The sequence below is a fragment of the Streptomyces violaceusniger Tu 4113 genome (assembly GCF_000147815.2).
Lineage (GTDB): Bacteria > Actinomycetota > Actinomycetes > Streptomycetales > Streptomycetaceae > Streptomyces > Streptomyces violaceusniger_A.
In genome coordinates this window covers 7,699,211-7,718,437 of sequence record NC_015957.1, presented here as the reverse complement: position 1 = coordinate 7,718,437, position 19,227 = coordinate 7,699,211, and the positions used below count along the sequence as shown (strand labels likewise).

Annotated in this window: 17 protein-coding genes; 10 read left to right on the top strand and 7 right to left on the bottom strand. The window is 71.6% G+C overall.

Annotation, left to right across the window (positions count from 1 at the left end; all coding sequences use genetic code 11):
* The first annotated feature begins 67 nt into the window (after nt 1-67).
* Together STRVI_RS31440 and STRVI_RS31435 are read left to right on the top strand one after the other, a co-directional pair.
* Nucleotides 68-1,513, top strand: a complete 1,446-nt coding sequence (locus tag STRVI_RS31440) for a CitMHS family transporter (RefSeq protein WP_014059604.1) — start codon at nt 68-70, stop codon at nt 1,511-1,513.
* A gap of 3 nt (nt 1,514-1,516) precedes the next feature.
* Nucleotides 1,517-2,800: an MFS transporter gene (locus STRVI_RS31435; RefSeq protein ID WP_043236848.1), complete on the top strand. Its 1,284-nt coding sequence runs from the start codon at nt 1,517-1,519 to the stop codon at nt 2,798-2,800.
* Nucleotides 2,801-2,828: 28 nt separating this feature from the next.
* On the opposite strand, the gene STRVI_RS31430 is transcribed toward STRVI_RS31435, so the two are convergent.
* Nucleotides 2,829-3,344, bottom strand: a complete 516-nt coding sequence (locus STRVI_RS31430) for a DUF402 domain-containing protein (protein ID WP_014059602.1) — start codon at nt 3,342-3,344, stop codon at nt 2,829-2,831.
* 58 nt (nt 3,345-3,402) lie between these two features.
* Between STRVI_RS31430 and STRVI_RS31425 the strand changes: the two genes are divergently transcribed.
* Nucleotides 3,403-4,185, top strand: coding sequence for an aminotransferase class IV (locus STRVI_RS31425; protein ID WP_014059601.1), 783 nt, complete (start codon nt 3,403-3,405; stop codon nt 4,183-4,185).
* 134 nt (nt 4,186-4,319) lie between these two features.
* Nucleotides 4,320-4,964, top strand: a complete 645-nt coding sequence (locus STRVI_RS31420) for a TetR/AcrR family transcriptional regulator (protein WP_014059600.1) — start codon at nt 4,320-4,322, stop codon at nt 4,962-4,964.
* A gap of 44 nt (nt 4,965-5,008) precedes the next feature.
* Here STRVI_RS31420 and STRVI_RS31415 read toward each other — a convergent pair whose 3' ends face one another.
* The gene (locus STRVI_RS31415) at nt 5,009-5,470 is read right to left on the bottom strand and encodes a MaoC family dehydratase (protein WP_014059599.1); all 462 of its coding nucleotides are present in this window, start codon (nt 5,468-5,470) and stop codon (nt 5,009-5,011) included.
* 237 nt (nt 5,471-5,707) lie between these two features.
* Nucleotides 5,708-6,319 (bottom strand): hypothetical protein, encoded by a 612-nt coding sequence (locus STRVI_RS31410; RefSeq protein ID WP_014059598.1) that lies wholly within the window; start codon nt 6,317-6,319, stop codon nt 5,708-5,710.
* A 211-nt stretch (nt 6,320-6,530) separates the two neighbouring features.
* Between STRVI_RS31410 and STRVI_RS31405 the strand changes: the two genes are divergently transcribed.
* A complete protein-coding gene (locus tag STRVI_RS31405) occupies nt 6,531-9,371 on the top strand; it encodes a penicillin acylase family protein (RefSeq protein WP_014059597.1) in 2,841 nt (946 codons plus the stop codon).
* Nucleotides 9,372-9,416: 45 nt separating this feature from the next.
* Here STRVI_RS31405 and STRVI_RS31400 read toward each other — a convergent pair whose 3' ends face one another.
* Complete coding sequence (locus tag STRVI_RS31400) at nt 9,417-10,769, bottom strand: hypothetical protein (RefSeq protein WP_014059596.1); 1,353 nt, start codon at nt 10,767-10,769, stop codon at nt 9,417-9,419.
* A 300-nt stretch (nt 10,770-11,069) separates the two neighbouring features.
* Between STRVI_RS31400 and STRVI_RS31395 the strand changes: the two genes are divergently transcribed.
* The 4 genes from STRVI_RS31395 to STRVI_RS31380 all read left to right on the top strand — a co-directional run bounded on the left by STRVI_RS31395 (nt 11,070) and on the right by STRVI_RS31380 (nt 15,343).
* Nucleotides 11,070-12,110, top strand: coding sequence for a LysR family transcriptional regulator (locus tag STRVI_RS31395; protein WP_043236845.1), 1,041 nt, complete (start codon nt 11,070-11,072; stop codon nt 12,108-12,110).
* A 113-nt stretch (nt 12,111-12,223) separates the two neighbouring features.
* Entirely contained in the window at nt 12,224-13,006 is a 783-nt protein-coding gene (locus tag STRVI_RS31390) for an SDR family oxidoreductase (RefSeq protein WP_014059594.1), read from the top strand.
* A gap of 69 nt (nt 13,007-13,075) precedes the next feature.
* Entirely contained in the window at nt 13,076-14,719 is a 1,644-nt protein-coding gene (locus tag STRVI_RS31385; RefSeq protein ID WP_014059593.1) for an AMP-binding protein, read from the top strand.
* 30 nt (nt 14,720-14,749) lie between these two features.
* The gene (locus STRVI_RS31380) at nt 14,750-15,343 is read left to right on the top strand and encodes a TetR/AcrR family transcriptional regulator (protein ID WP_014059592.1); all 594 of its coding nucleotides are present in this window, start codon (nt 14,750-14,752) and stop codon (nt 15,341-15,343) included.
* A 165-nt stretch (nt 15,344-15,508) separates the two neighbouring features.
* Here the strand turns inward: STRVI_RS31380 and STRVI_RS31375 are convergent, their stop codons facing one another.
* The 3 genes from STRVI_RS31375 to STRVI_RS31365 form a co-directional block, all read right to left on the bottom strand.
* Entirely contained in the window at nt 15,509-16,723 is a 1,215-nt protein-coding gene (locus tag STRVI_RS31375; protein ID WP_014059591.1) for an acyl-CoA dehydrogenase family protein, read from the bottom strand.
* A 7-nt stretch (nt 16,724-16,730) separates the two neighbouring features.
* Nucleotides 16,731-17,753, bottom strand: coding sequence for a phosphotransferase family protein (locus tag STRVI_RS31370; RefSeq protein WP_014059590.1), 1,023 nt, complete (start codon nt 17,751-17,753; stop codon nt 16,731-16,733).
* 163 nt (nt 17,754-17,916) lie between these two features.
* A complete protein-coding gene (locus STRVI_RS31365; RefSeq protein ID WP_014059589.1) occupies nt 17,917-18,321 on the bottom strand; it encodes a winged helix-turn-helix transcriptional regulator in 405 nt (134 codons plus the stop codon).
* A gap of 118 nt (nt 18,322-18,439) precedes the next feature.
* On the opposite strand from STRVI_RS31365, the gene STRVI_RS31360 reads away from it, so the two are divergent.
* Nucleotides 18,440-19,093: an NADPH-dependent F420 reductase gene (locus tag STRVI_RS31360; protein WP_014059588.1), complete on the top strand. Its 654-nt coding sequence runs from the start codon at nt 18,440-18,442 to the stop codon at nt 19,091-19,093.
* The last annotated feature ends 134 nt before the right edge of the window (nt 19,094-19,227 follow it).

Here is a 19,227-nt window from a genome sequence, read left to right as displayed (position 1 = left end):
CGCACCTAACGTCACCTCGACCGCCAAAACTGGGGGAGTTCAAAGGCGAACGTGAGGTAGCGAAACTATGCTGACCATCCTCGGCTTCGTCATGATCGCGACATTCCTTGTCCTGATCATGATGAAGAAGATGTCCCCGATGGGCGCCCTGGTGCTCATCCCCGCGCTGTTCTGTGTGCTTGTCGGGAAGGGGGCCCACCTCGGGGACTACGTCCTCAAGGGCGTCGGCGAGCTGGCACCCACGGCCGCCATGCTGATGTTCGCCATCATCTACTTCGGGGTGATGATCGACGTCGGCCTCTTCGACCCGATCGTCCGGATGATCCTGCGGTTCTGCAAGGCGGACCCGATGCGGGTGGTGGTCGGCACCGCGATCCTCGCGGCGATCGTCTCGCTCGACGGCGACGGCTCCACCACCTTCATGATCACCGTGTCGGCGATGGTGCCGCTCTACCGGCGGCTGAAGATGAGCGTGGTGGTGATGACCGGTGTCGCGGCCATGGCCAACGGCGTGATGAACACGCTGCCCTGGGGCGGCCCCACCGCCCGCGCCGCCGCCGCGCTCAAGGTCGACGCCAGCGACATCTTCGTGCCGATGATCCCGGCCCTCGCGGCCGGTCTGCTCTTCGTGATCGCCCTCTCCTACGGCCTCGGTCTGCGGGAGCGCAAGCGCCTCGGCGTGCTGACGCTGGACGAGGTCACCGCGGGCGACCCCGAGCAGGTGCTGGTCGGCGCGGGCTCCGGCGGCAAGGGGGCCAAGGGCGGCAAGGCCGCGCCGACCGGCGGCGGCGCGGGCTCCGGCACCGACGCGCAGGCCCAGTCCCCGAACGGCTCCGGCACCTCGGACGCCTCCGACGCGGACGACGACGAGTTCAAGGGCCTCGACCCGAACCGCGCCACCCTGCGCCCCAAGCTCTACTGGTTCAACGCGGCCCTCACCATCGCGCTGCTCGCCCTGATGGTGACGGAGACCATGCCGATCCCGGTCCTCTTCCTGCTCGCCGCGGCCGTCGCGCTCACCGTCAACTTCCCGCAGATGAACGACCAGAAGGCCCGGGTCGCGGCACACGCCGAGAACGTCGTCAACGTCTCCGGAATGGTCTTCGCCGCGGCCGTCTTCACCGGCGTCCTCACCGGCACCGGCATGGTCGAGCACATGGCCCGCTGGCTGGTCGACGGAGTCCCCGAGGGCATGGGCCCGCAGATGGGCATCGTCACCGGTGTGCTGTCCATCCCGCTCACCTACTTCATGTCCAACGACGGCTTCTACTTCGGCATCGTGCCGATCCTCGCCGAGGCCGGGGCCGCGCACGGGGTCTCCACGCTGGAGATAGCCCGCGCCTCGCTCGTCGGACAGGCCCTGCACATGTCGAGCCCGCTGGTCCCCGCGGTCTACGTGCTCGTCGGCATGGCCAAGGTCGAATTCGGCGACCATACCCGGTTCACCGTGAAATGGGCGGTGCTCACCTCCCTGGTGGTGCTCGCCGCCGGTGTTCTCTTCGGCATCATCTGATCCGTGAAGAGTTCAGAGCCCGGTAGGGGCTGGTTGCTGCGCCTGGTCATCGCCTTCTCGTTCACCCAGGGGGCGGTGAGCATGGCGCGGCCCGCCGTCTCCTACCGGGCCCTCGCGCTCGGTGCCGACGCCCGCGCGGTCGGTGTGATCGCCGGCATCTACGCCCTGCTGCCGCTGTTCGCCGCCGTACCGCTGGGGCGGCGCACCGACCACGGGCGGTGCGCCCCGCTGCTGCCCATCGGGGTCGCCCTCATCGCCACCGGTTGCGCGTTCAGCGGTACGGCCGGATCGCTGCCCGCGATGGCCGCGTGGAGCGGGGTGATGGGGCTCGGCCATCTGTCGTTCGTCATCGGCGCCCAGTCCATCGTGGCCCGCCAGAGCGCCCCCGACGAACAGGACCGCAACTTCGGCCACTTCACCATCGGCGCCTCGCTCGGCCAGCTCATCGGGCCCATCGCGGCCGGTCTGGTGGTCTCCGGACACGACGGGGCGATGGCCCGCACCAGCGCCGTCGCGCTGTTCGTCGCCGCCGCCCTCGCCGCGTTCTCCTTCACCTCGCTGTGGCGCATCGAGCGCCGCCCGGCCGGTACGGCGGCCACGCCCGCCAAGGAGGCCCCCGCCCGGAAGGTGTCCGTACGGTCCATCCTGACCACCCGCGGAGTCGCCTCCGGCATGTTCATCAGCCTCGCCGTGCTCTCCGCCACCGACATCCTCACCGCCTATCTGCCGGTCGTCGGCGAACAGCGCGGTATCTCGCCCGCGGTCGTCGGGCTGCTGCTCAGCCTGCGCGCCGCCGCCACCGTGGCCTGCCGGCTCGCCATGACCCCGATGATCCGCCTGATGGGCCGCACCGTGCTGATGGCCGTGAGCTGTCTGGGCGCCGCGCTGCTGTGCGCGGGCATCGCCCTGCCGGTGCCCGCCTGGGCGCTCGGAGTGCTGCTGGCCGGGCTCGGCTTCTGCCTCGGCGTCGGCCAGCCGCTGTCGATGACGACCGTCGTCCAGGCCGCCCCGGAGGGGGCGCGCAGCACGGCCCTCGCGCTGCGGCTGACCGGCAACCGGCTAGGCCAGGTCGCCGCGCCCGCCTCCGCCGGTGTGCTCGCGGGGCTCGCGGGCACGGCCGCGCCCTTCGTCATGCTGGGCGGGCTGCTGCTGATATCGGCGGGCATAGCCGTCCGGCCGCTGCGCGGGCGCCCGGCCGCGGAGCCCGGTGAGACCCGGCCCGCGCCCGGGGAGCGGCGCACGGAAGGCACTTCGGCCTCGCGGGGCCCGGGGCACCCACCCCGGTGAGACGGCGGCGGGATGTCGGTGAGCCGCCTCAGGGCCGCTCGCCGTCGACCATGCCCAGCCACCGCTCGCAGGCGTCCCCGAACGGCTCGGCGCGCCCGTCGACCGCGTCCATCAGCCACCGCCCCGCCGCCTCGGCCTCCGCGATGACATCCGCCGGATAGCCGTACCGCACCTGGTGCTCGGCGAACTCGTCCTCGTCGTCCAGCAGGGTCCTGCCGTCCCGCTTGCGGATGACATCGAGGTCCAGGTCCACCATCGTGACCTCGTGGGAGGAGACCCACCGCGGCGGCGTGGCGATATCGCAGTAGATCTCGGTGTCCCGGGGCGGGGCGTTGAACGTCGCGGTCCACCACGCCTCGCGCGGCAGGAGGATCACATGCGCGCAGGCGACCGGCACCATCGGGCCGTATCCCTTGCGTGTGACCGTCCCGCCGGGCAGCCCCAGCCAGACGCCGTGGTCGTCCTCGCCCAGCCTGCGCATCCGCAGGTTCCAGTGCAAAGTGCCGTCGTACTTGGTGTAGTTCACGGATACGAGATCGGCCATGAGCCGATCCTAAGCGGTGGCGGGAGGGGCGTGACGGCCCGGCTGAAAGACTGGCCCCATGACTGAGCTGGACGGGCAACCGGCGGGAATCCGCGAGCTGACGGCGCTGGCCATGACCAACTACGGCCACTTCACCACCATGCGGGTGGAGGACGGGCGGGTACGGGGGCTGTCCCTCCATCTGGACCGGCTGGTACGGGACAGCGGGGTGCTCTTCGGCACCGCACCGGACCGGGACCGGATCCGCGAACTGGCGCGGCGGGCCGTCGCGGACACCACCGGGCCGCTCACGGTCCGGGTGACCGTGTACGACCCCGACCTCGGGCTGGAGAGGCCCGGGGCCGAGGCCGAGCCGCGGATCCTGGTCACCACCCGGCCGGCCGCCGCCCCCTCGCTGCCGCCGCTGAGCGTGCGCACCGCACCGCACCGCCGCGACCTGCCGGAAGTCAAACACGTCGGGCTGTTCGGGCTGTTGCGGCTGCGCCGCCTCGCCCAGCTCGACGGCTATGACGATGTGCTGCTGACGGACGAGCGGGGCGCGGTGTCCGAGGGCGCGACCTGGAACGTGGGGTTCTTCGACGGCCGTCGCCTGCTGTGGCCGCAGGCCGTATGCCTGCCCGGCGTCACCCGGGAACTGCTCCGCCGCGGCCACGCCGGACCGCAGCACACCGAGCCGATCGACCGTGACCGGTTCGGCGAGCTGGAGACGGCCTTCGCCCTCAACGCGGGGGTGGGGGTGCGGGCGATCCGGTCGATCGACGGGGTGGAGTTCGACCCCGGCCATCCCGTCCTGGACGTCCTGCGCGCGGAGTACGCGGCGACGGACGCCGAACCGCTGTGAAGCCGCGAGGGCATGAGGCGGGTCCGCTGCCGCGGTCGGGGCCCGGTCGCCGTCGGCAGCCGCCGGCGTCACCGGCGCGAAGATCCGCCGGACGGGCCTAAGCGCTTGCTCACTCTCCGTGTAGGGTGTCCGCCATGGACGCGGAGCCGAAGAACAGCGGGGGCGAGATCGAGCCCTGGGGCGACATCACCCCCGACGCCGCCCGGCGGCTGGTGAGCGCCGCCGTGCACGCCTTCGCGGAGCGCGGCTACCACGCCACCACCACCCGGGACATCGCGAGCCGCGCCGGAATGAGCCCGGCCGCCCTCTACATCCACTACAAGACCAAGGAAGAGCTGCTCTACCAGATCAGCAAGGTCGGCCATGAGCGGGCACTGGAGATTGTGGAGCGGGCGCGGGACAGCGCGGGCACGCCCGCCGAGCGGCTGGCCCGCGCGGTCCGCGCCTTCGTCCGCTGGCACGCCGAGCACCATATGACCGCGCGGGTGGTGCAGTACGAGCTCGGCGCGCTGGCCGAGGAGCACCACGCCGAGGTCATCGCCGTCCGCAAGGCCACGGACGGGGCGGTGCGTTCGATCATCGAGGACGGGGTGAAGGCGGGTGCCTTCGACGTCCCGGACGTCCGCGGCGCCACGGTCGCGGTGCTGTCCCTGTGCATCGACGTCGCCCGCTGGTTCAACGCCCGCGGGCGCAGCACCCCCGACGAGGTCGGCGACCTCTACGCGGGTCTGGTGCTGCGCATGGTGGGGGCCGACGGCGGTCAGGACCGGCGGTCGTGAGGACGACGGGCCGGTCAGGACTGCCGTAGGAGCGACGGCCGCCGTCAGGCGTAGTAGCGGACGACGCACTCCGCCACGCACGCCGGCTTGGTCCCGCCCTCCCGCTCGAGGGTGACCGCGAGCGTCATCTGCAGCCCGTCCTTGACCTCGGTCACCTCCACGATCCGGCCGGTGGCGCGCAGCCGGGAGCCGACCGGGACGGGGGAGGGGAAACGGACCTTGTTCACGCCGTAGTTGATGCCCATCCGCACGCCCTCGACCCGCAGGAGCTGCGGGGTGAACGACGGCAGCAGGGACAGCGTCAGATAGCCGTGCGCGATCGTGGTGCCGAACGGACCGGCGGCGGCCTTCTCCGGGTCCACATGGATCCACTGGTGGTCGCCGGTCGCGTCGGCGAACAGATCGATGCGCTTCTGGTCGATCTCCAGCCAGTCACTGGGGCCGAGTTCCTCGCCGACCGCGGATCGCAGGTCATCGGGCGAGGTGAAGATCCTGGGCTCTGCCATGCGTGCCTCCCGGGCAACCACTCACTAAGCGACTGCTCAGCATGGTTGGCCGACCCGGATCCTGTCAACGCGCGCCGCGCCCCCGCACGCGGGCTCCGCGCCGACGCGGCCACCGGCGGACGTCAGCGTTCGCCGGTCCTCGTCATGGGCTTCCCGCGCGCTCGCCGGCCACCCGGTGCGGGGGCTCCGGCGAGCGCGCTCCCGGCCAGGGGCGGCCGGGTGCCGTACGGTGGCGCGTCATACGGTGGCGTAACGGCCCAGCCGGACCGTGCCCCGGGACGCCGCCAGGGCCTCGGTGGTCAGCAGCGGCAGCGGCACCACGATGCCGCAGTCCGCGCAGACCGGCCCGGCCGATGGATAGCGGTCCAGGTCCTCGCGCCAGACCAGGCCCCGTCGTGCGCATACGGGGCAGGCCGACCCCGGTCCCGACTCCATCGCCGCGATCAGCCGTCGCAGCACGTCCGCGAGGCGGTCGCCGGGATGGGCCGAGGGGCTCTCGCAGGGAATGATGTCGCATCCGCCCCAGGTGTTCAGATGCCAGTCGTCGACGGTGCTCGGCTGCCGGATGCCGAGAAGTTTCTCCTGCCTGCGCCGGGCGGCGAAGTCCGCCTCGTACGCGAGCCACAGCGTGCGGGCCTCCTCGAGCTCTTCCAAAGCGGTGAGCAGTCGTAGGGGGTCCGGCCTGCGGTCCTCCGGGGGGATCCCGGAGCTGGTGCACAGATGGTGCCAGGTCGCCCGGTGCCCGTACGGCGCGAACCGTTCAAGGCATTTGCGCAGCGATGTGCGCCGAGCAGTGATGTGTCTGCGTGGATTGCGAACTTCTCGTGCCAGTGCTCTGAAACCGGCCACTTCATACCACCTCCGCGAGTGCGGACCCGACTCGTTGTCGAATGGACGTAACGCAGTGCGATCCGGATCCATCGAATTCCCCGGACTTTCTCCGGCAGTCCTCATTGGGCCTCATTGGGCCTCTCGCGCCACGAAGTTGACGTCCGCTCATCTTCCGGGCTGGTAATACCGCCGGTAACCTCCGTCGCGACGGCAATCGGGAGGAGCGCACATGCGACGACGAACCCCCAGGCCCACCAGGACCCGCAAGTTCACCCATACCGTGCTCGCCGCGGCCGCCGCGCTGGGCCTCGGCATCGCCCTCGCGGCCCCGGCGCCCCAGCCGGCCAGGGCCGAGCCGGCCGCGGCGGCCACCGACTACTGCCGGGGCCAGTGCTCCGACATCCTCCCGCCGGGCGCGACCGGCAACGCCACCCTCGCCGACATCCTCGCCAACCGGGTGCTGGGCACCCACCCCGAGCACAGCGCCGACCAGCTCGGCCCGTACGGCGACCTGGCGAGCGGCTACCCCACCCTCACCGACGACAAGCTGACGAACTTCTTCAACGACTCCTCCTTCGGAGTCCCCGCCGACCAGGTGGCCTCCGTGACCAAGCCGCGCGCCGACGTCACGATCACCCGCGACAAGAAGACCGGTGTCCCGCACATCCAGGGCACCACCCGCGAGGGCACCGAGTACGGCGCCGGATACGCCGCCGCCCAGGACCGGCTGTGGCTGATGGACCTCTTCCGCCACGTGGGCCGCGGCGAGCTGACCTCCTTCGCCGGCGGCGCCCCCGCCAACCAGGGCCTGGAACAGGACTTCTTCCGCCAGGCGCCGTACACCGAGGCCGACTACCAGGCGCAGGTGGACTACATCCTCGCCCACGGCGGCGAGCGCGGCCGCCAGGCGCTGGCCGACGCCCAGGCGTACATCGACGGCATCAACGCCTACGCCAAGAAGGCCAAGGACGGCCGCTACTTCCCCGGTGAGTACGTGCTCACCGGCCATATCGACGCGATCACCAACGCCGGTGAGATCCAGCCGTTCAAGCTCACCGACCTGATCGCCCTCGCCTCCGTGGTCGGCGCACTCTTCGGCAGCGGCGGGGGCGGCGAGGTGGAGGGCGCGCTCTCGCTGCTCGCCGCCCAGCAGAAGTACGGCCTGACCGAGGGCGCGAAGGTGTGGGAGTCCTTCCGCGAGCGCAACGACCCGGAGGCGGCGCTGACCGTACGCGACGGCAGCTTCCCGTACGCCGGAAAGCCCGCCACGCCCAAGGGCGGCGCGCTGCCCGACGCCGGGTCGGTCACCCCCGAACAGCTCGTCTACGACCGCGAGGGCGGCGCCACCAAGTCCGGTGCCACGGCCCGCACCAAGGTCAAGGCCCCGAAGGCAGCGCTGGAGCCACTGCGCGGCATCTACGACGACGGGGTGCTGCCCCGCGATCTGTTCAGCCGCAAGAAGGGCATGTCCAACGCGCTCGTGGTCTCCGGCAAGTACACCGCGAGCGGCCACCCGGTGGCCGTCTTCGGCCCGCAGACCGGCTACTTCGCCCCGCAGCTCCTGATGCTCCAGGAGATCCAGGGCCCGGGGATCAGCGCCCGCGGCGCCTCCTTCGCGGGGGTCGGGATGTACATCCAGCTCGGCCGGGGCCAGGACTACGCCTGGAGCGCCACCACCTCCGGCCAGGACATCACCGACACCTACGCGGTCGAGCTGTGCTCCCCGGACGGCTCCACCCCGTCCAAGGACTCCACGTACTACCGCTACCACGGCGACTGCGTGCCGATGGACAAGCTGGAGCGGCGCAACGCCTGGAAGCCCACCCTCGCCGACTCCACCGCCGCGGGCTCGTACCGCATGCAGGTCTACCGCACCAAGTACGGGCTGGTGACCCACCGCGCGACCGTCGACGGCAAACCGGTGGCCTACACCATGCTGCGCTCCACCTACCGTCACGAGGCCGACTCCATCGTCGGCTTCCAGATGCTCAACGACCCGGACTATGTGAAGGACGCCAAGTCCTTCCAGAGCGCGGCGCAGAACATCAACTACACCTTCAACTGGTTCTACGCCGACTCCCGGCAGACCGGCTACTACAACAGCGGGCTCAACCCGGTGCGCGCCGCGGACGTCGACCCCTCGCTGCCGGTGAAGGGTGAAGCCGCCTATGAGTGGCGGGACTTCGATCCCAAGGACAACACCGCCGCCGCCACACCGCCCGCCGAACACCCCCAGTCCATCGACCAGGACTACTACATCAGCTGGAACAACAAGCTGGCCAAGGACTACAGCGTGGCCGGTTTCGGCAACGGCTCGGTGCACCGCGGCAACCTCCTCGACGACCGGGTGCGCGCCCTGGTCCGCAAGGGCGGTGTCACCCGCTCCGCGCTCACCCGCGCCATGGCCGAGGCCGCCCTCACCGATCTGCGCGGCGAGGACGTGCTGCCGGAGCTGCTGAAGGTGCTGCGCTCCAAGCCCATCGACGACCCCCAGTTGGCCACGGCCGCACAGCAGTTGGACTCCTGGCAGTCGGCGGGCTCACAGCGCCATGAGACCAGCGCCGGCTCGCACACCTACGGGCACGCCGACGCGGTACGGATCATGGACGCCTGGTGGCCGCTGCTGGTCGAGGCCGAATTCAAATCCGGACTGGGCGACGGCCTCTACGACGCCCTGCGGGCCAATCTCGCGGTCGACGAAGCGCCCTCGGCCGGACACGGCCCCACCGGCTCGCACGCCGGGTCCTCGTTCCAGTACGGCTGGTGGTCCTATGCCGACAAGGATCTGCGCACGGTCCTCGGCGAGGACGTCAAGGGGCCGCTGGCCCGCCCGTACTGCGGCGGCGGCCGGCTCAGCGCCTGCCGTGACGCCCTGCTGACCAGCCTGAAGACGGCCGTGGGCAAGACCGCCGCCCAGGTCTACCCGGGGGACGACAACTGCTCCGCGGGCGACCAGTGGTGCGCCGACGCCATCATCCACCGGGTGGTCGGCGGGCTGACCCACGACAAGATGAGCTGGCAGAACCGGCCGACCTTCCAGCAGGTGGTGGAGTTCCCGGCCCACCGCTGAGGCCACCGGGGCGGGGCCTCGCATCCGGCGAGGCCCCGCGCCCTGCTACACGTCCCCGATGCGGCCCGCGCGCAGCACCACCCGGGCCAGCTCCGCATGGCAGATGTCGCTGTGCGCCCCGACCGGCGGCACACCGTGCCGTACGACCTCCGAGACATCGACGCTCACACAGCCCTCCGCCGGGAACGGGCCCTCCAGCGCCTCGGCCAGGTCCAGGCGCGGGCACCCCTCCACGGCCCGGACGCCGTCGTACCCGATCGCCCCCCAGCGGGTGTCGCCCGGCAGCAGCGAGGCATCGTCCCCGGACACCCGCGACGCCACCGGATACAGCAGCCCGAGCGCGGTGTCATGGTGCGAATGGCAGGACACCACGGGGCCGCGGACCCGGTGGGCGGCGGAGTGCAGGGCGCCGCCGCGGCCGGTGGCGTGCGGCAGCCGCTCGGCGAACGCGTAGTGCGAGAACGCCCCCTGGAGCAGCGTCACCGACGCCACCGTGGCGCCCTCCGGCAGCCCGGTCAGCGCGTACGACACCAGCCGGCCGCCGAAGCTGTGGCCCACCAGATGGAGCCGCGGGGCGGGCCGGACGGCCGCGAGGGCGCCCAGCACCGGTCCGAGGCCCTCGCGCCCGACCGCGCCGGCCCGCCGCTTCATCACGTAGTACGTCCCCTGGCGGAGCAGCTCGTGCGCCCCGTCCCAGAGGCCGCCGAGCCCGCTGTCGGGAAAGGCGCGGTCCTCCGCGTCGGTCTTCCCGCGCGCCTCGGTGAGCGCGGCCGCGAACCGCTCACAGACCTCCGGCACGTCCGCCCCGAACATCGCCGGTACGCCGTCGTCGTCCTCGTCCTCGTCCTCGTCTTCGTCCGCGGCCGCCGGGTCCCCGGCCGTGCCGGACTCCCCGTGGACCCGGACCAGCCCGCGCACCAGCACCCCGAACTCGTCCAGCGCCGCGAGCCGTTCGGGCCGCTCGGCCAGCAGCTCGGCCAGGCGCGCCACGATCTGCCGCCGCCCCGGGAAGACCGTGTCCAGCGCCCGGTGGGTCTCCGCGTCGAGCCCCGGGCGCCGGATGTCCGCGTCGGGGCCCGGTGGCGCGCCGGGCGCCGGCTCCGGGGTCGAGCCCGCGAGCGACTCGTCCGCGAACCGCATCGACGGCCACACCACCCCCACATAGCCGAGCCGCGCCGGGCCCGCCTCGCCGAGCAGCTCCGGAAAGGGCGCGAAGAAGCGGTCGTAGAGCCGCGTGGCCATGGTCCGGGTGTTGTTCCAGCCGTGCGCGAACACCACCAGATCCGTGAGGTCCTGCCGGGCGGCCTGTTCCAGCAGCCGGTCCCGCTGCCGGAGGTCGACGTCCCCGTAGGCGTCGAATCTCAGCTCCCAGTACGGCCGTACGCTCATCCCCGTCATCGCTGCTCCCCCTTGGATGGCCCGATGTGCGTGCATCGTCCCAACTGCCCCGTCCGCTGACCATACGACACGCATACGGTTGCCGTCGGACAATCGGCCAGCCGTTCGACTTACCCGCAATGACGCGACCGGAACCTGGAATGCCGGACTCCGCGGCCATCCGGAGATAGGGAATTCCCGAATATCCATCGGAAGAATATCCCCGCTGTTCTCGGGATCAGTTCACCCGGAAGGCGCTGCACTATGCTGCGAACGGAAACGTCATTGGGGTGCCGAATACTCTTCGAGCGGAAGGCCGGAATGCCCTTAAAGGATCGATGGCAGTACCCGACGGCGCTGCTGGACACCACGATGGACCAGCTCAGAACGTTGCTCGCGGTCCATGAGGCGGGCACCGCACTGGGCGCCGCCCGGCTGCTGGGGCGGGAGCAGTCCAGTGTGCAGAAACAACTGGACACCCTGAACCGGAACTTCGGCGCCCTGTGCGGAGAGCCGCTGGTGGTCAAACGGGGACGCAGTCAGAATGTGCTCTTCACCGCCACCGGGGAGTCCCTCGCCGGACTCGCACGCGGCACCCTGGAGGAGTGGCTGGAGGGGCTGCACGACAGCCGCCGCCGACTCGGCAGCCGGCTCTGTGTCGGCTCCACCCGTTACACCCTCGGCTTTCTGCTGAATGCCGTGGAGTTGGTCACCGGGGAATTCGACCGGCGGGGTGTCGAGCTCAAGGTCGAGCATGTGCGCACCCGGGATCTGCTGGAGCGGCTCGAGGCCAAACAACTCGACCTGGTATGCGGCAGCGTCCTCACCACGGCGGGCCACGACAGCCGGCTCGACGGCTTCGAGGTGATGGAGTGGCGGCGCAGCGGGCTGTCCCTGGTCACCAACCTCGACGCCGAGGAGCTGCCCGGGCCCTCGGTCCCGGTGAGCGAGCTGCCCCGGCTGCCGCTCGCCGTCTCGGCCGACGGGCTCATACCCGGCTTTCTGCGTGGCTGGTTCGGCGCCCGCTACCGCCAGGAGCTGCATATCGCGGCCGAGATCGACACCGTGCAGTACGGGCTGGAGCTGCTCTCCTCGGGGGTGCTGCGCGGCTGTGTGCTCGTCACCGAGGGCATCGGCGACGCGGTGGCCGGCGGACGGATCCGCGCCGGTGCCGGGCTGCGCACCCTGGAGCTGACCGACGGTGCGGGACCGGAGCTGGAAGTGCTGATCGGAGTGTTCGTACGGGCCGGGGAGCGCGCAGCGCAGGACGCCGGCCATCCGCTCAATGTGCTGTGGGACGCGCTCGCCGGGGAGAACGCCCGCTGGCGCGGGGTGATGCGCAGGAAGCGCCCCGGCCGGTAACCCGCCGGCCGTGCGCCGGGAGGCCGGTGTGCCTCTTCCGTTTGTACATACCGACTGGTTAGTCTGCGCTGCGGGCAGGAGCCGATCCGAGTCGATCCGAGGAGCTGCGAATCGTGGGTACCGTGCGTGGGGCGCGTGTTGTGGTCACCGGGGCGGGAGGTGGCATCGGCGCCGCCCTCGCCCGGCGCTTCGCCGCCGAGGGCGCCCGGGTCGTGGTCAACGACCTCGACGCCGCCAAGGCCGCCGCCGTCGCCGAGGAGATCGGCGCGACCGCAGTGCCCGGCGACGCCTCCGGCATCGTGCCCGCGGCCCGTGAAGCGCTCGGCGGCACCATCGACATCTTCTGCGCCAACGCGGGCGTCGGCCACGACGGCGGCCCCGAGGCCGACGAGGAGCTGTGGCAGCAGTCCTGGGACGTCAATGTGATGGCCCATGTGCGGGCCGCCCGGGAGCTGCTGCCCGAGTGGCTGGAGCGCGGCAGCGGCCGCTTCGTCGCCACCGTCTCCGCCGCCGGGATACTCACCATGATCGGCTCGGCGCCGTACGCCGTCTCCAAGCACGCCGCGCTCGCCTTCGCCGAATGGCTCTCGGGCACCTACCGCCACCGCGGCATCGGCGTCCACGCCGTCTGCCCGCAGGGGGTGCGCACCGACATGCTGACCGCCACCGGGGCCGCCGGGGACCTGGTGCTGGCGCCCACCGCGATCGAGCCCGAGCAGGTCGCCGACGCCGTCCTCGCGGGCATCGAGGAGGAGCGCTTCCTGATCCTTCCGCACCCCGAGGTGGCCCGCCACTACGCGGCCCGCGCCGGCGACACCGACCGCTGGCTGGGCGGCATCAACAAGCTGCAGCGCAAGCTCGAGGATCTCGAGGCGGCATCCGGGACCTCGGGCTGACCCCGCGGGTCGCCGCTCCCGTACTCTCCGCACCACCACCCTCACCCCCGTCCAGACAGGGCCGCACCCATGACCACGTACCAGGACCAGCCATGGCTCGCCCAGCTCACCGAGGCACAGCGCCGGACGATCACCCCGCGGCCCAGTCCGCTGCACGCGTTCCGGGACGCCGTGCGCACCGCCCCCGGCCATCCGGCGCTCGCCTACTTCGACGGACGGCTGACCTACCGGGAGGTCGACGAGCTCTCCGACGGCATAGCCGGCCATCTCGCCGAACGTGGCTTCGGGCCCGGCGACCGGATGGCGATCATGCTCCAGAACACCCCGCACTTCGTGATCGCGCTGCTGGCGGCGTGGAAGGCGGGCGGTACGGTCGTCCCGGTCAACCCCATGTACAAGGGCGCCGAGCTCGCGCACATCCTCGGCGACGCCGAGGTGAGCGCCCTGGTCTGCTCCCGCCACGCCTGGGAGGACTACGTACGCGAGACGGCCGCCGCGTCCCCGGTGCGCATCGCGTTCACCGCCGACGCCCGTGAGCTCCAGACCCGCGACGACGCGCGGGTGCTGCGCGAGGAGCCCCTCCCGGTCCCCGAGGACACCGAGGACCTCCTTACGGCCGCCCGCGCCGGAGCCCGCCCGCCGTCCGTCCCCGCACCGCGCGCCGAGGACATCGCGCTGATCAGCTACACCTCCGGGACCAGCGGCACCCCCAAGGGGGCCACCAACACCCACGGCAACATCTCCTACAACGCCGACCGGCAGCACCTCCTCCACGAGCTGCCCGAAGGCTCGACGCTCTTCGCGCTGGCCCCGCTGTTCCACATCACCGGCATGGTCTGCCAGCTCTGCGCGTGCGTGTCCGGAGCGGGCACCCTGGCCCTGGCCTACCGCTTCGAGACCGGCGTCGTCCTCGACGCCTTCGCCGAGCACCGCCCCGCCTACACCGTGGGCCCCTCCACCGCCTTCATGGCGCTGATGGCCCACCCCCAGGCCGGCCGCGACCACTTCTCGTCCTTCCGGATCATCTCCTCCGGCGGCGCCCCGCTGCCGCCCGCGCTGGTCGAGCGGTTCCAATCGGCCCTCGGCCCGTATCTGCACAACGGCTACGGGCTCACCGAGTGCACCGCGCCCTGCGCCAGCGTCCCACCCGGCGTCCGCGCCCCCATCGACCCGGTCTCCGGCACCCTCGCCGTCGGCGTCCCCGGCGCCGACACGGTCGTACGCATCGTGGACGAGGCCGGGCAGGACGTGCCGTTCGGCGAGCAGGGCGAGATCGTCGTCCGCGGCCCGATGGTGGTGCCCGGCTACTGGCGGCGCCCGGAGGCCACCGCGACCACCCTCCCGGACGGGGAACTGCGCACCGGCGACATCGGCTTCATGGACGAGGGCGGCTGGCTGTACGTGGTCGACCGCAAGAAGGACATGATCAACGCCTCGGGGTTCAAGGTGTGGCCGCGCGAGGTCGAGGACGTGCTCTACACTCACCCCGCCGTGCGGGAGGCGGCCGTCGTCGGCAAACCCGACGCGTACCGCGGCGAGACGGTCAAGGCGTATGTGAGCCTCCGACCGGAGGCCGAGGCCACACCGGACGAGCTGTCCGCGTACTGTGCGGAGCGCCTCGCCGCGTACAAGTACCCGCGCGAGGTGGAGATCCTGCCCGAGTTGCCCAAGACGACCAGTGGCAAGATCCTCCGGCGGGAACTGCGAGGATGAAAGAGAAGAGGAAGAGAACGGGTGGCGACCATGGCCAAAACGACGGACGGTGACGGACAGCCGGTGCCACAGCGGCTGCTGGCGGCTGCCACCCGCCTGTTCGCGGAGCGCGGATACGACCGGACGTCCGTACAGGAGATCGTCGAGGCGGCGGGCGTCACCAAGGGTGCGCTCTACCACTACTTCGGCTCCAAGGACGATCTGCTCCATGAGATCTACGGCCGGGTGCTCCGGCTCCAGCAGGAGCGCCTGGACGCCTTCGCGGACGCCGACGCACCGGTGGAGCGGCGGCTGCGGGACGCGGCGGCCGATGTCGTGGTGACCACCATCGAGAACCTCGACGACGCCACGATCTTCTTCCGGTCGATGCACCAACTCAGCCCGGAGAAGCACAAGCAGGTGCGCGCCGAGCGGCGCCGCTACCACGAGCGGTTCCGCGCGCTGATCGAGGAGGGGCAGCGGACCGGGGTCTTCAGCTCCCGGACCCCGGCCGATCTGGTGGTGGACTACCACTTCGGCTCCGTCCACCACCTGGGCACCTGGTACCGGCCCGGCGGCCCGCTGGGCCCCCAGGAGGTCGCCGACCACCTGGCCGACCTGCTGCTGCGCGCGCTGCGGCCATAACCAGCCCGTCCAGGGGGCACCTCCCAGCGGTAGCTGGGGGAGCTTGAGGACCGGGGGCCCGGGGGCGGAGCCCTCCCACGCGGCGGAGCCGCATATCGGATGCGGCACGGGAAGGGGCGCGGGTGGGGACCAAACCCCGCCCGCGCCCCACCCGCACCGCTTCAGCTACACGTACCGCTTCAACTCACGCCGCGCCAGCGACCGCTGATGCACCTCGTCCGGCCCGTCAGCCAACTGCAGCGTGCGGGCTGCCGCCCACAGCTCGGCCAGCGGGAAGTCCTGGCTCACCCCGCCCGCGCCATGCAACTGCACCGCCCGGTCCAAAATCTGAACCACCGTACGGGGGGTCGCGATCTTGATGGCCTGGATCTCGGTATGCGCCTCGCGGTTGCCCACCGTGTCCATCAGCCAGGCCGTCTTCAGCACCAGCAGCCGAAGCTGCTCGACCGCCACCCGCGCGTCCGCGATCCACTCATGGACCTGGCCCTGCTGGGCGAGCGCCTTGCCGAAGGCCGTACGGTCCACCGCCCGCCGGCACATCAGCTCGATACCGCGCTCGGCCATGCCGATCAGCCGCATGCAGTGGTGGATCCGGCCGGGGCCGAGACGGGCCTGGGCGATGGCGAAACCGCCGCCCTCCTCGCCGATGAGGTTGCTCACCGGCACCCGCGCCCGGTCGAAGACCACCTCGGCGTGGCCACCGTGGTAGTGGTCCTCGTAGCCGTACACCCGCATCGCCCGCCGCACCTCGACGCCCGGGGTGTCGCGCGGCACCAGCACCATCGACTGCTGACGGCGCACATCGGCGCCCTCCGGGTCGGTCTTGCCCATCACGATGAAGATCTTGCAGTCGGGGTTCATCGCCCCGGAGATGTACCACTTGCGCCCGGTGATGACGTAGTCGTCGCCGTCGCGCTCGATCCGGGTCTCGATATTGGTCGCGTCGGACGAGGCGACCTCCGGCTCGGTCATCGCGAAGGCCGACCGGATCTCCCCCGCGAGCAGCGGCTCCAGCCACTGCTTGCGCTGCCGCTCGTCGCCGAACTGGGCGAGCACCTCCATGTTGCCGGTGTCGGGGGCGGCGCAGTTCAGGGCCGTGGGGGCAAGCTGGGGGCTGTGGCCGGTGATCTCCGCGAGCGGGGCGTACTGCAGATTGGTCAGCCCCGCGCCGTACTCCTCGTCGGGCAGGAAGAGGTTCCACAGCCCCTGCCGGCGGGCCTCGGCCTTGAGCTCCCCGACGACCGCCGGGGTCAGCCACGGGGAGTCCAGGGCCGCGCGCTGCTCCTCCGCGACCGCCTCCGCCGGACGGACATGCTCGTCCATGAAGGCGAGCAGCTTGGCGCGCAGTTCTTCGGTCCGGGCGTCGAATGCGAAGTCCATGACGGGATCAGCTCTCCTCGAGGGTGGTGAGACCGTGGTCGATGAAGGCGGGGACGATGTCGCCGATGCGGTCGAAGCCCGCGCCGACGGTCTGGCCGAGGGTGTAGCGGTAGTGGATGCCCTCGAGGATCACCGCGAGCTTGAAGTAGGCGAAGGCGGTGTACCAGGACACGCCGCTCACATCACGCCCGGAACCCTCGGCATAGCGCTGGATCAGCTCGTCCGTGGCGGGGTGGCCGGGGGCGCCCTGGGTGGAGGAGATGGGGGAGTCGGCGAGATTCGGATGACCGCTGTACATCACGATCAGCCCGAGGTCGGTCAGCGGATCGCCGAGCGTGGACATCTCCCAGTCGAGGATCGCCGTGATCCGGTCGTCGGCGTCCACCAGGACGTTGTCCAGGCGGTAGTCGCCGTGGACGACCGTGGGCACGGGGGAGGCCGGCAGCGCTTTGGCGAGCCGGGTGTGCAGCTCGTCGATCCCGGAGAGCTCGCGGTTGCGCGAGGCCGCCAGTTGCTTGCCCCAGCGCCGAAGCTGCCGCTCCAGAAACCCCTCCGGGCGCCCGAAGTCGCCGAGCCCGACCTCGGCCGGGTCCACGGAGTGCAGCGCCACGAGCGTGTCGACGAGGGAGAGGACGACCTCCCGGGTGCGCTCCGGGCCGATGCCGGCGAGTTGCTCGGCGGTGCGGTACGGGGTGCCCTCGACGAACTCCATGACGTAGAAGGGCGATCCGACCACCGACTCGTCCTCGCACAGCAGCACCGGCTCCGGCACCGGCACGGCCGTCGGGTGCAGGGCGCTGATCACCCGGTGTTCCCGCGCCATGTCGTGGGCGGTGGCGAGCACATGGCCCAGCGGCGGCCGGCGGACGACAAAGCGGGAGGTGCCGTCGGTGACGGTGTAGGTGAGATTCGAACGGCCGCCTTCGATCAGCTCGGCGCTCAACGGCCCGCGCACCAGTCCCGCGCGTTCGCGGTCGAGGTGGGCGCGGAGCCGATCGAGGTCGAGCCCTGGGGGATTGCCTGCGTTCATCGAACCTCTTCCTGGGTTTCCTCGGTCCTTCTTGGTACTGCTCACAGCCGCTCGGTCGGGGGAGCGGGCGAACTGTTCCGCATTATGATGCCGACCAGTCGGTATGTAGTCCAGTGGGTGTCCGTTGCCGGGCACATCGGGCCGCGGCCCGGAGGGCTTGGAACTACCGATCCCGCCCCCGCTCGGCCCGCTCCTCGGCCCGTTCCTGAGCCTCGACCACCGCGTCCCCGTACTCCACCGACCAGGCACCGAGCGCCTCGACCGGCCCCAGCAGGGTCTCCCCGAGCGGGGTCAGCGCGTACTCGACCCGGGGCGGCGCCGCCGCGTACCGGCGCCGCTCCACCAGCCCGTCGTCCTCCAGGCGGCGCAGAGTGTCGTTGAGCACTTTCGGGCTGATGCCGCCGATCGCCTCGCGCAGTTCGCCGGGGCGGCGCGGCCCCTCCCGCAGCCCGAAGATCACGACGGCGGTCCAGGTGCGGGCCAGCAGATCGAAGCCCAGCCGCGCCCGGCAGTCGGCGATGAATCCCTCCGGGGCGAGGGGCCGCGATGTCGTCGCCGGTTCACTCACTGATGACCTCCTGACCTGCTGACCGCCGTCCTAGCGCATCCGTCGCACACCGCGCGGTGTGCGACGGACTTCCTAGTGTCCTTCCCCATCGGCAGGCGAGAACGAGGAGGAGGCCGCGATGCGGATCGCAGTGCTGGGCACGGGCACGATGGCGGACGCGCTGGGGGCCCAGTGGGCGCGGGCGGGGCATGAGCTGTTCATCGGCGGCCGCTCGCGGCCGAAGGCGGCGGCGCTGGCCACCCGGATCGGCCACGGAGCGCGGGCGGGGAGTCTGCGCGAGGCCGCCGGATTCGGCGATGTGACGCTGCTGGCGGTGGCGTACGACGGCGTCGAGGCGGCCCTGGAGGCGGCGGGCGCGGCCGAGGCCACGCTGAGCGGCCGGGCGCTGATCGACTGCACCAACGCGGTCGTCCCCGGGCGCTTCACCCTCGCCACCGACGGCGGGCCGGGCATGGCCGAGCGGATCGCCGCGCGGGCCGTCGGGGCGCGGGTCGTGAAGGCGTTCTGCCACTGCTCGGACGCGGTGTGGCGGATGACCCCGCCGGTCTTCGCCGACGGGCCGCTGGCGGTTCCGCTGTGCGGGGACGACGAGGAGGCCCTGGAGGCCGTACGCACGCTGGTCCGCGATATGGGCTGCGTACCGCTGGACGCCGGGGGCCTGGAGCGGGCCCGCCTGCTGGAGTCCACCGTCGCGTTTCTGCTCGGCTTCTGGTTCGGCGGGGTGGAGCCACGAGCCGCGCTGCCGCCGCTGGCGGCGCAGAGCCCGGCGTAGCGCCGGGGTGGCGGCCGGGGCGGTTGCGGATTTGCGCCGAGGGTGGGGGAGCAGGAGCGTCGATGGGGAGGAGCGGGGCAAGGAGAACGCGAGAGCCGCGAGAACCACGAGAACGTGAGAACCACGAGAACGAG

Coding starts and splice junctions, on each gene's coding strand:
- STRVI_RS31425 (WP_014059601.1), top strand. CDS start 3,403: ATGACTGAGCTGGACGGGCAACCGGCGGGAATCCGCGAGCTGACGGCG.
- STRVI_RS31375 (WP_014059591.1), bottom strand. CDS start 16,723: ATGGACTTCGCATTCGACGCCCGGACCGAAGAACTGCGCGCCAAGCTG.
- STRVI_RS31415 (WP_014059599.1), bottom strand. CDS start 5,470: ATGGCAGAGCCCAGGATCTTCACCTCGCCCGATGACCTGCGATCCGCG.
- STRVI_RS31420 (WP_014059600.1), top strand. CDS start 4,320: ATGGACGCGGAGCCGAAGAACAGCGGGGGCGAGATCGAGCCCTGGGGC.
- STRVI_RS31400 (WP_014059596.1), bottom strand. CDS start 10,769: ATGACGGGGATGAGCGTACGGCCGTACTGGGAGCTGAGATTCGACGCC.
- STRVI_RS31360 (WP_014059588.1), top strand. CDS start 18,440: ATGCGGATCGCAGTGCTGGGCACGGGCACGATGGCGGACGCGCTGGGG.
- STRVI_RS31385 (WP_014059593.1), top strand. CDS start 13,076: ATGACCACGTACCAGGACCAGCCATGGCTCGCCCAGCTCACCGAGGCA.
- STRVI_RS31440 (WP_014059604.1), top strand. CDS start 68: ATGCTGACCATCCTCGGCTTCGTCATGATCGCGACATTCCTTGTCCTG.
- STRVI_RS31380 (WP_014059592.1), top strand. CDS start 14,750: ATGGCCAAAACGACGGACGGTGACGGACAGCCGGTGCCACAGCGGCTG.
- STRVI_RS31395 (WP_043236845.1), top strand. CDS start 11,070: ATGCCCTTAAAGGATCGATGGCAGTACCCGACGGCGCTGCTGGACACC.
- STRVI_RS31405 (WP_014059597.1), top strand. CDS start 6,531: ATGCGACGACGAACCCCCAGGCCCACCAGGACCCGCAAGTTCACCCAT.
- STRVI_RS31370 (WP_014059590.1), bottom strand. CDS start 17,753: ATGAACGCAGGCAATCCCCCAGGGCTCGACCTCGATCGGCTCCGCGCC.
- STRVI_RS31430 (WP_014059602.1), bottom strand. CDS start 3,344: ATGGCCGATCTCGTATCCGTGAACTACACCAAGTACGACGGCACTTTG.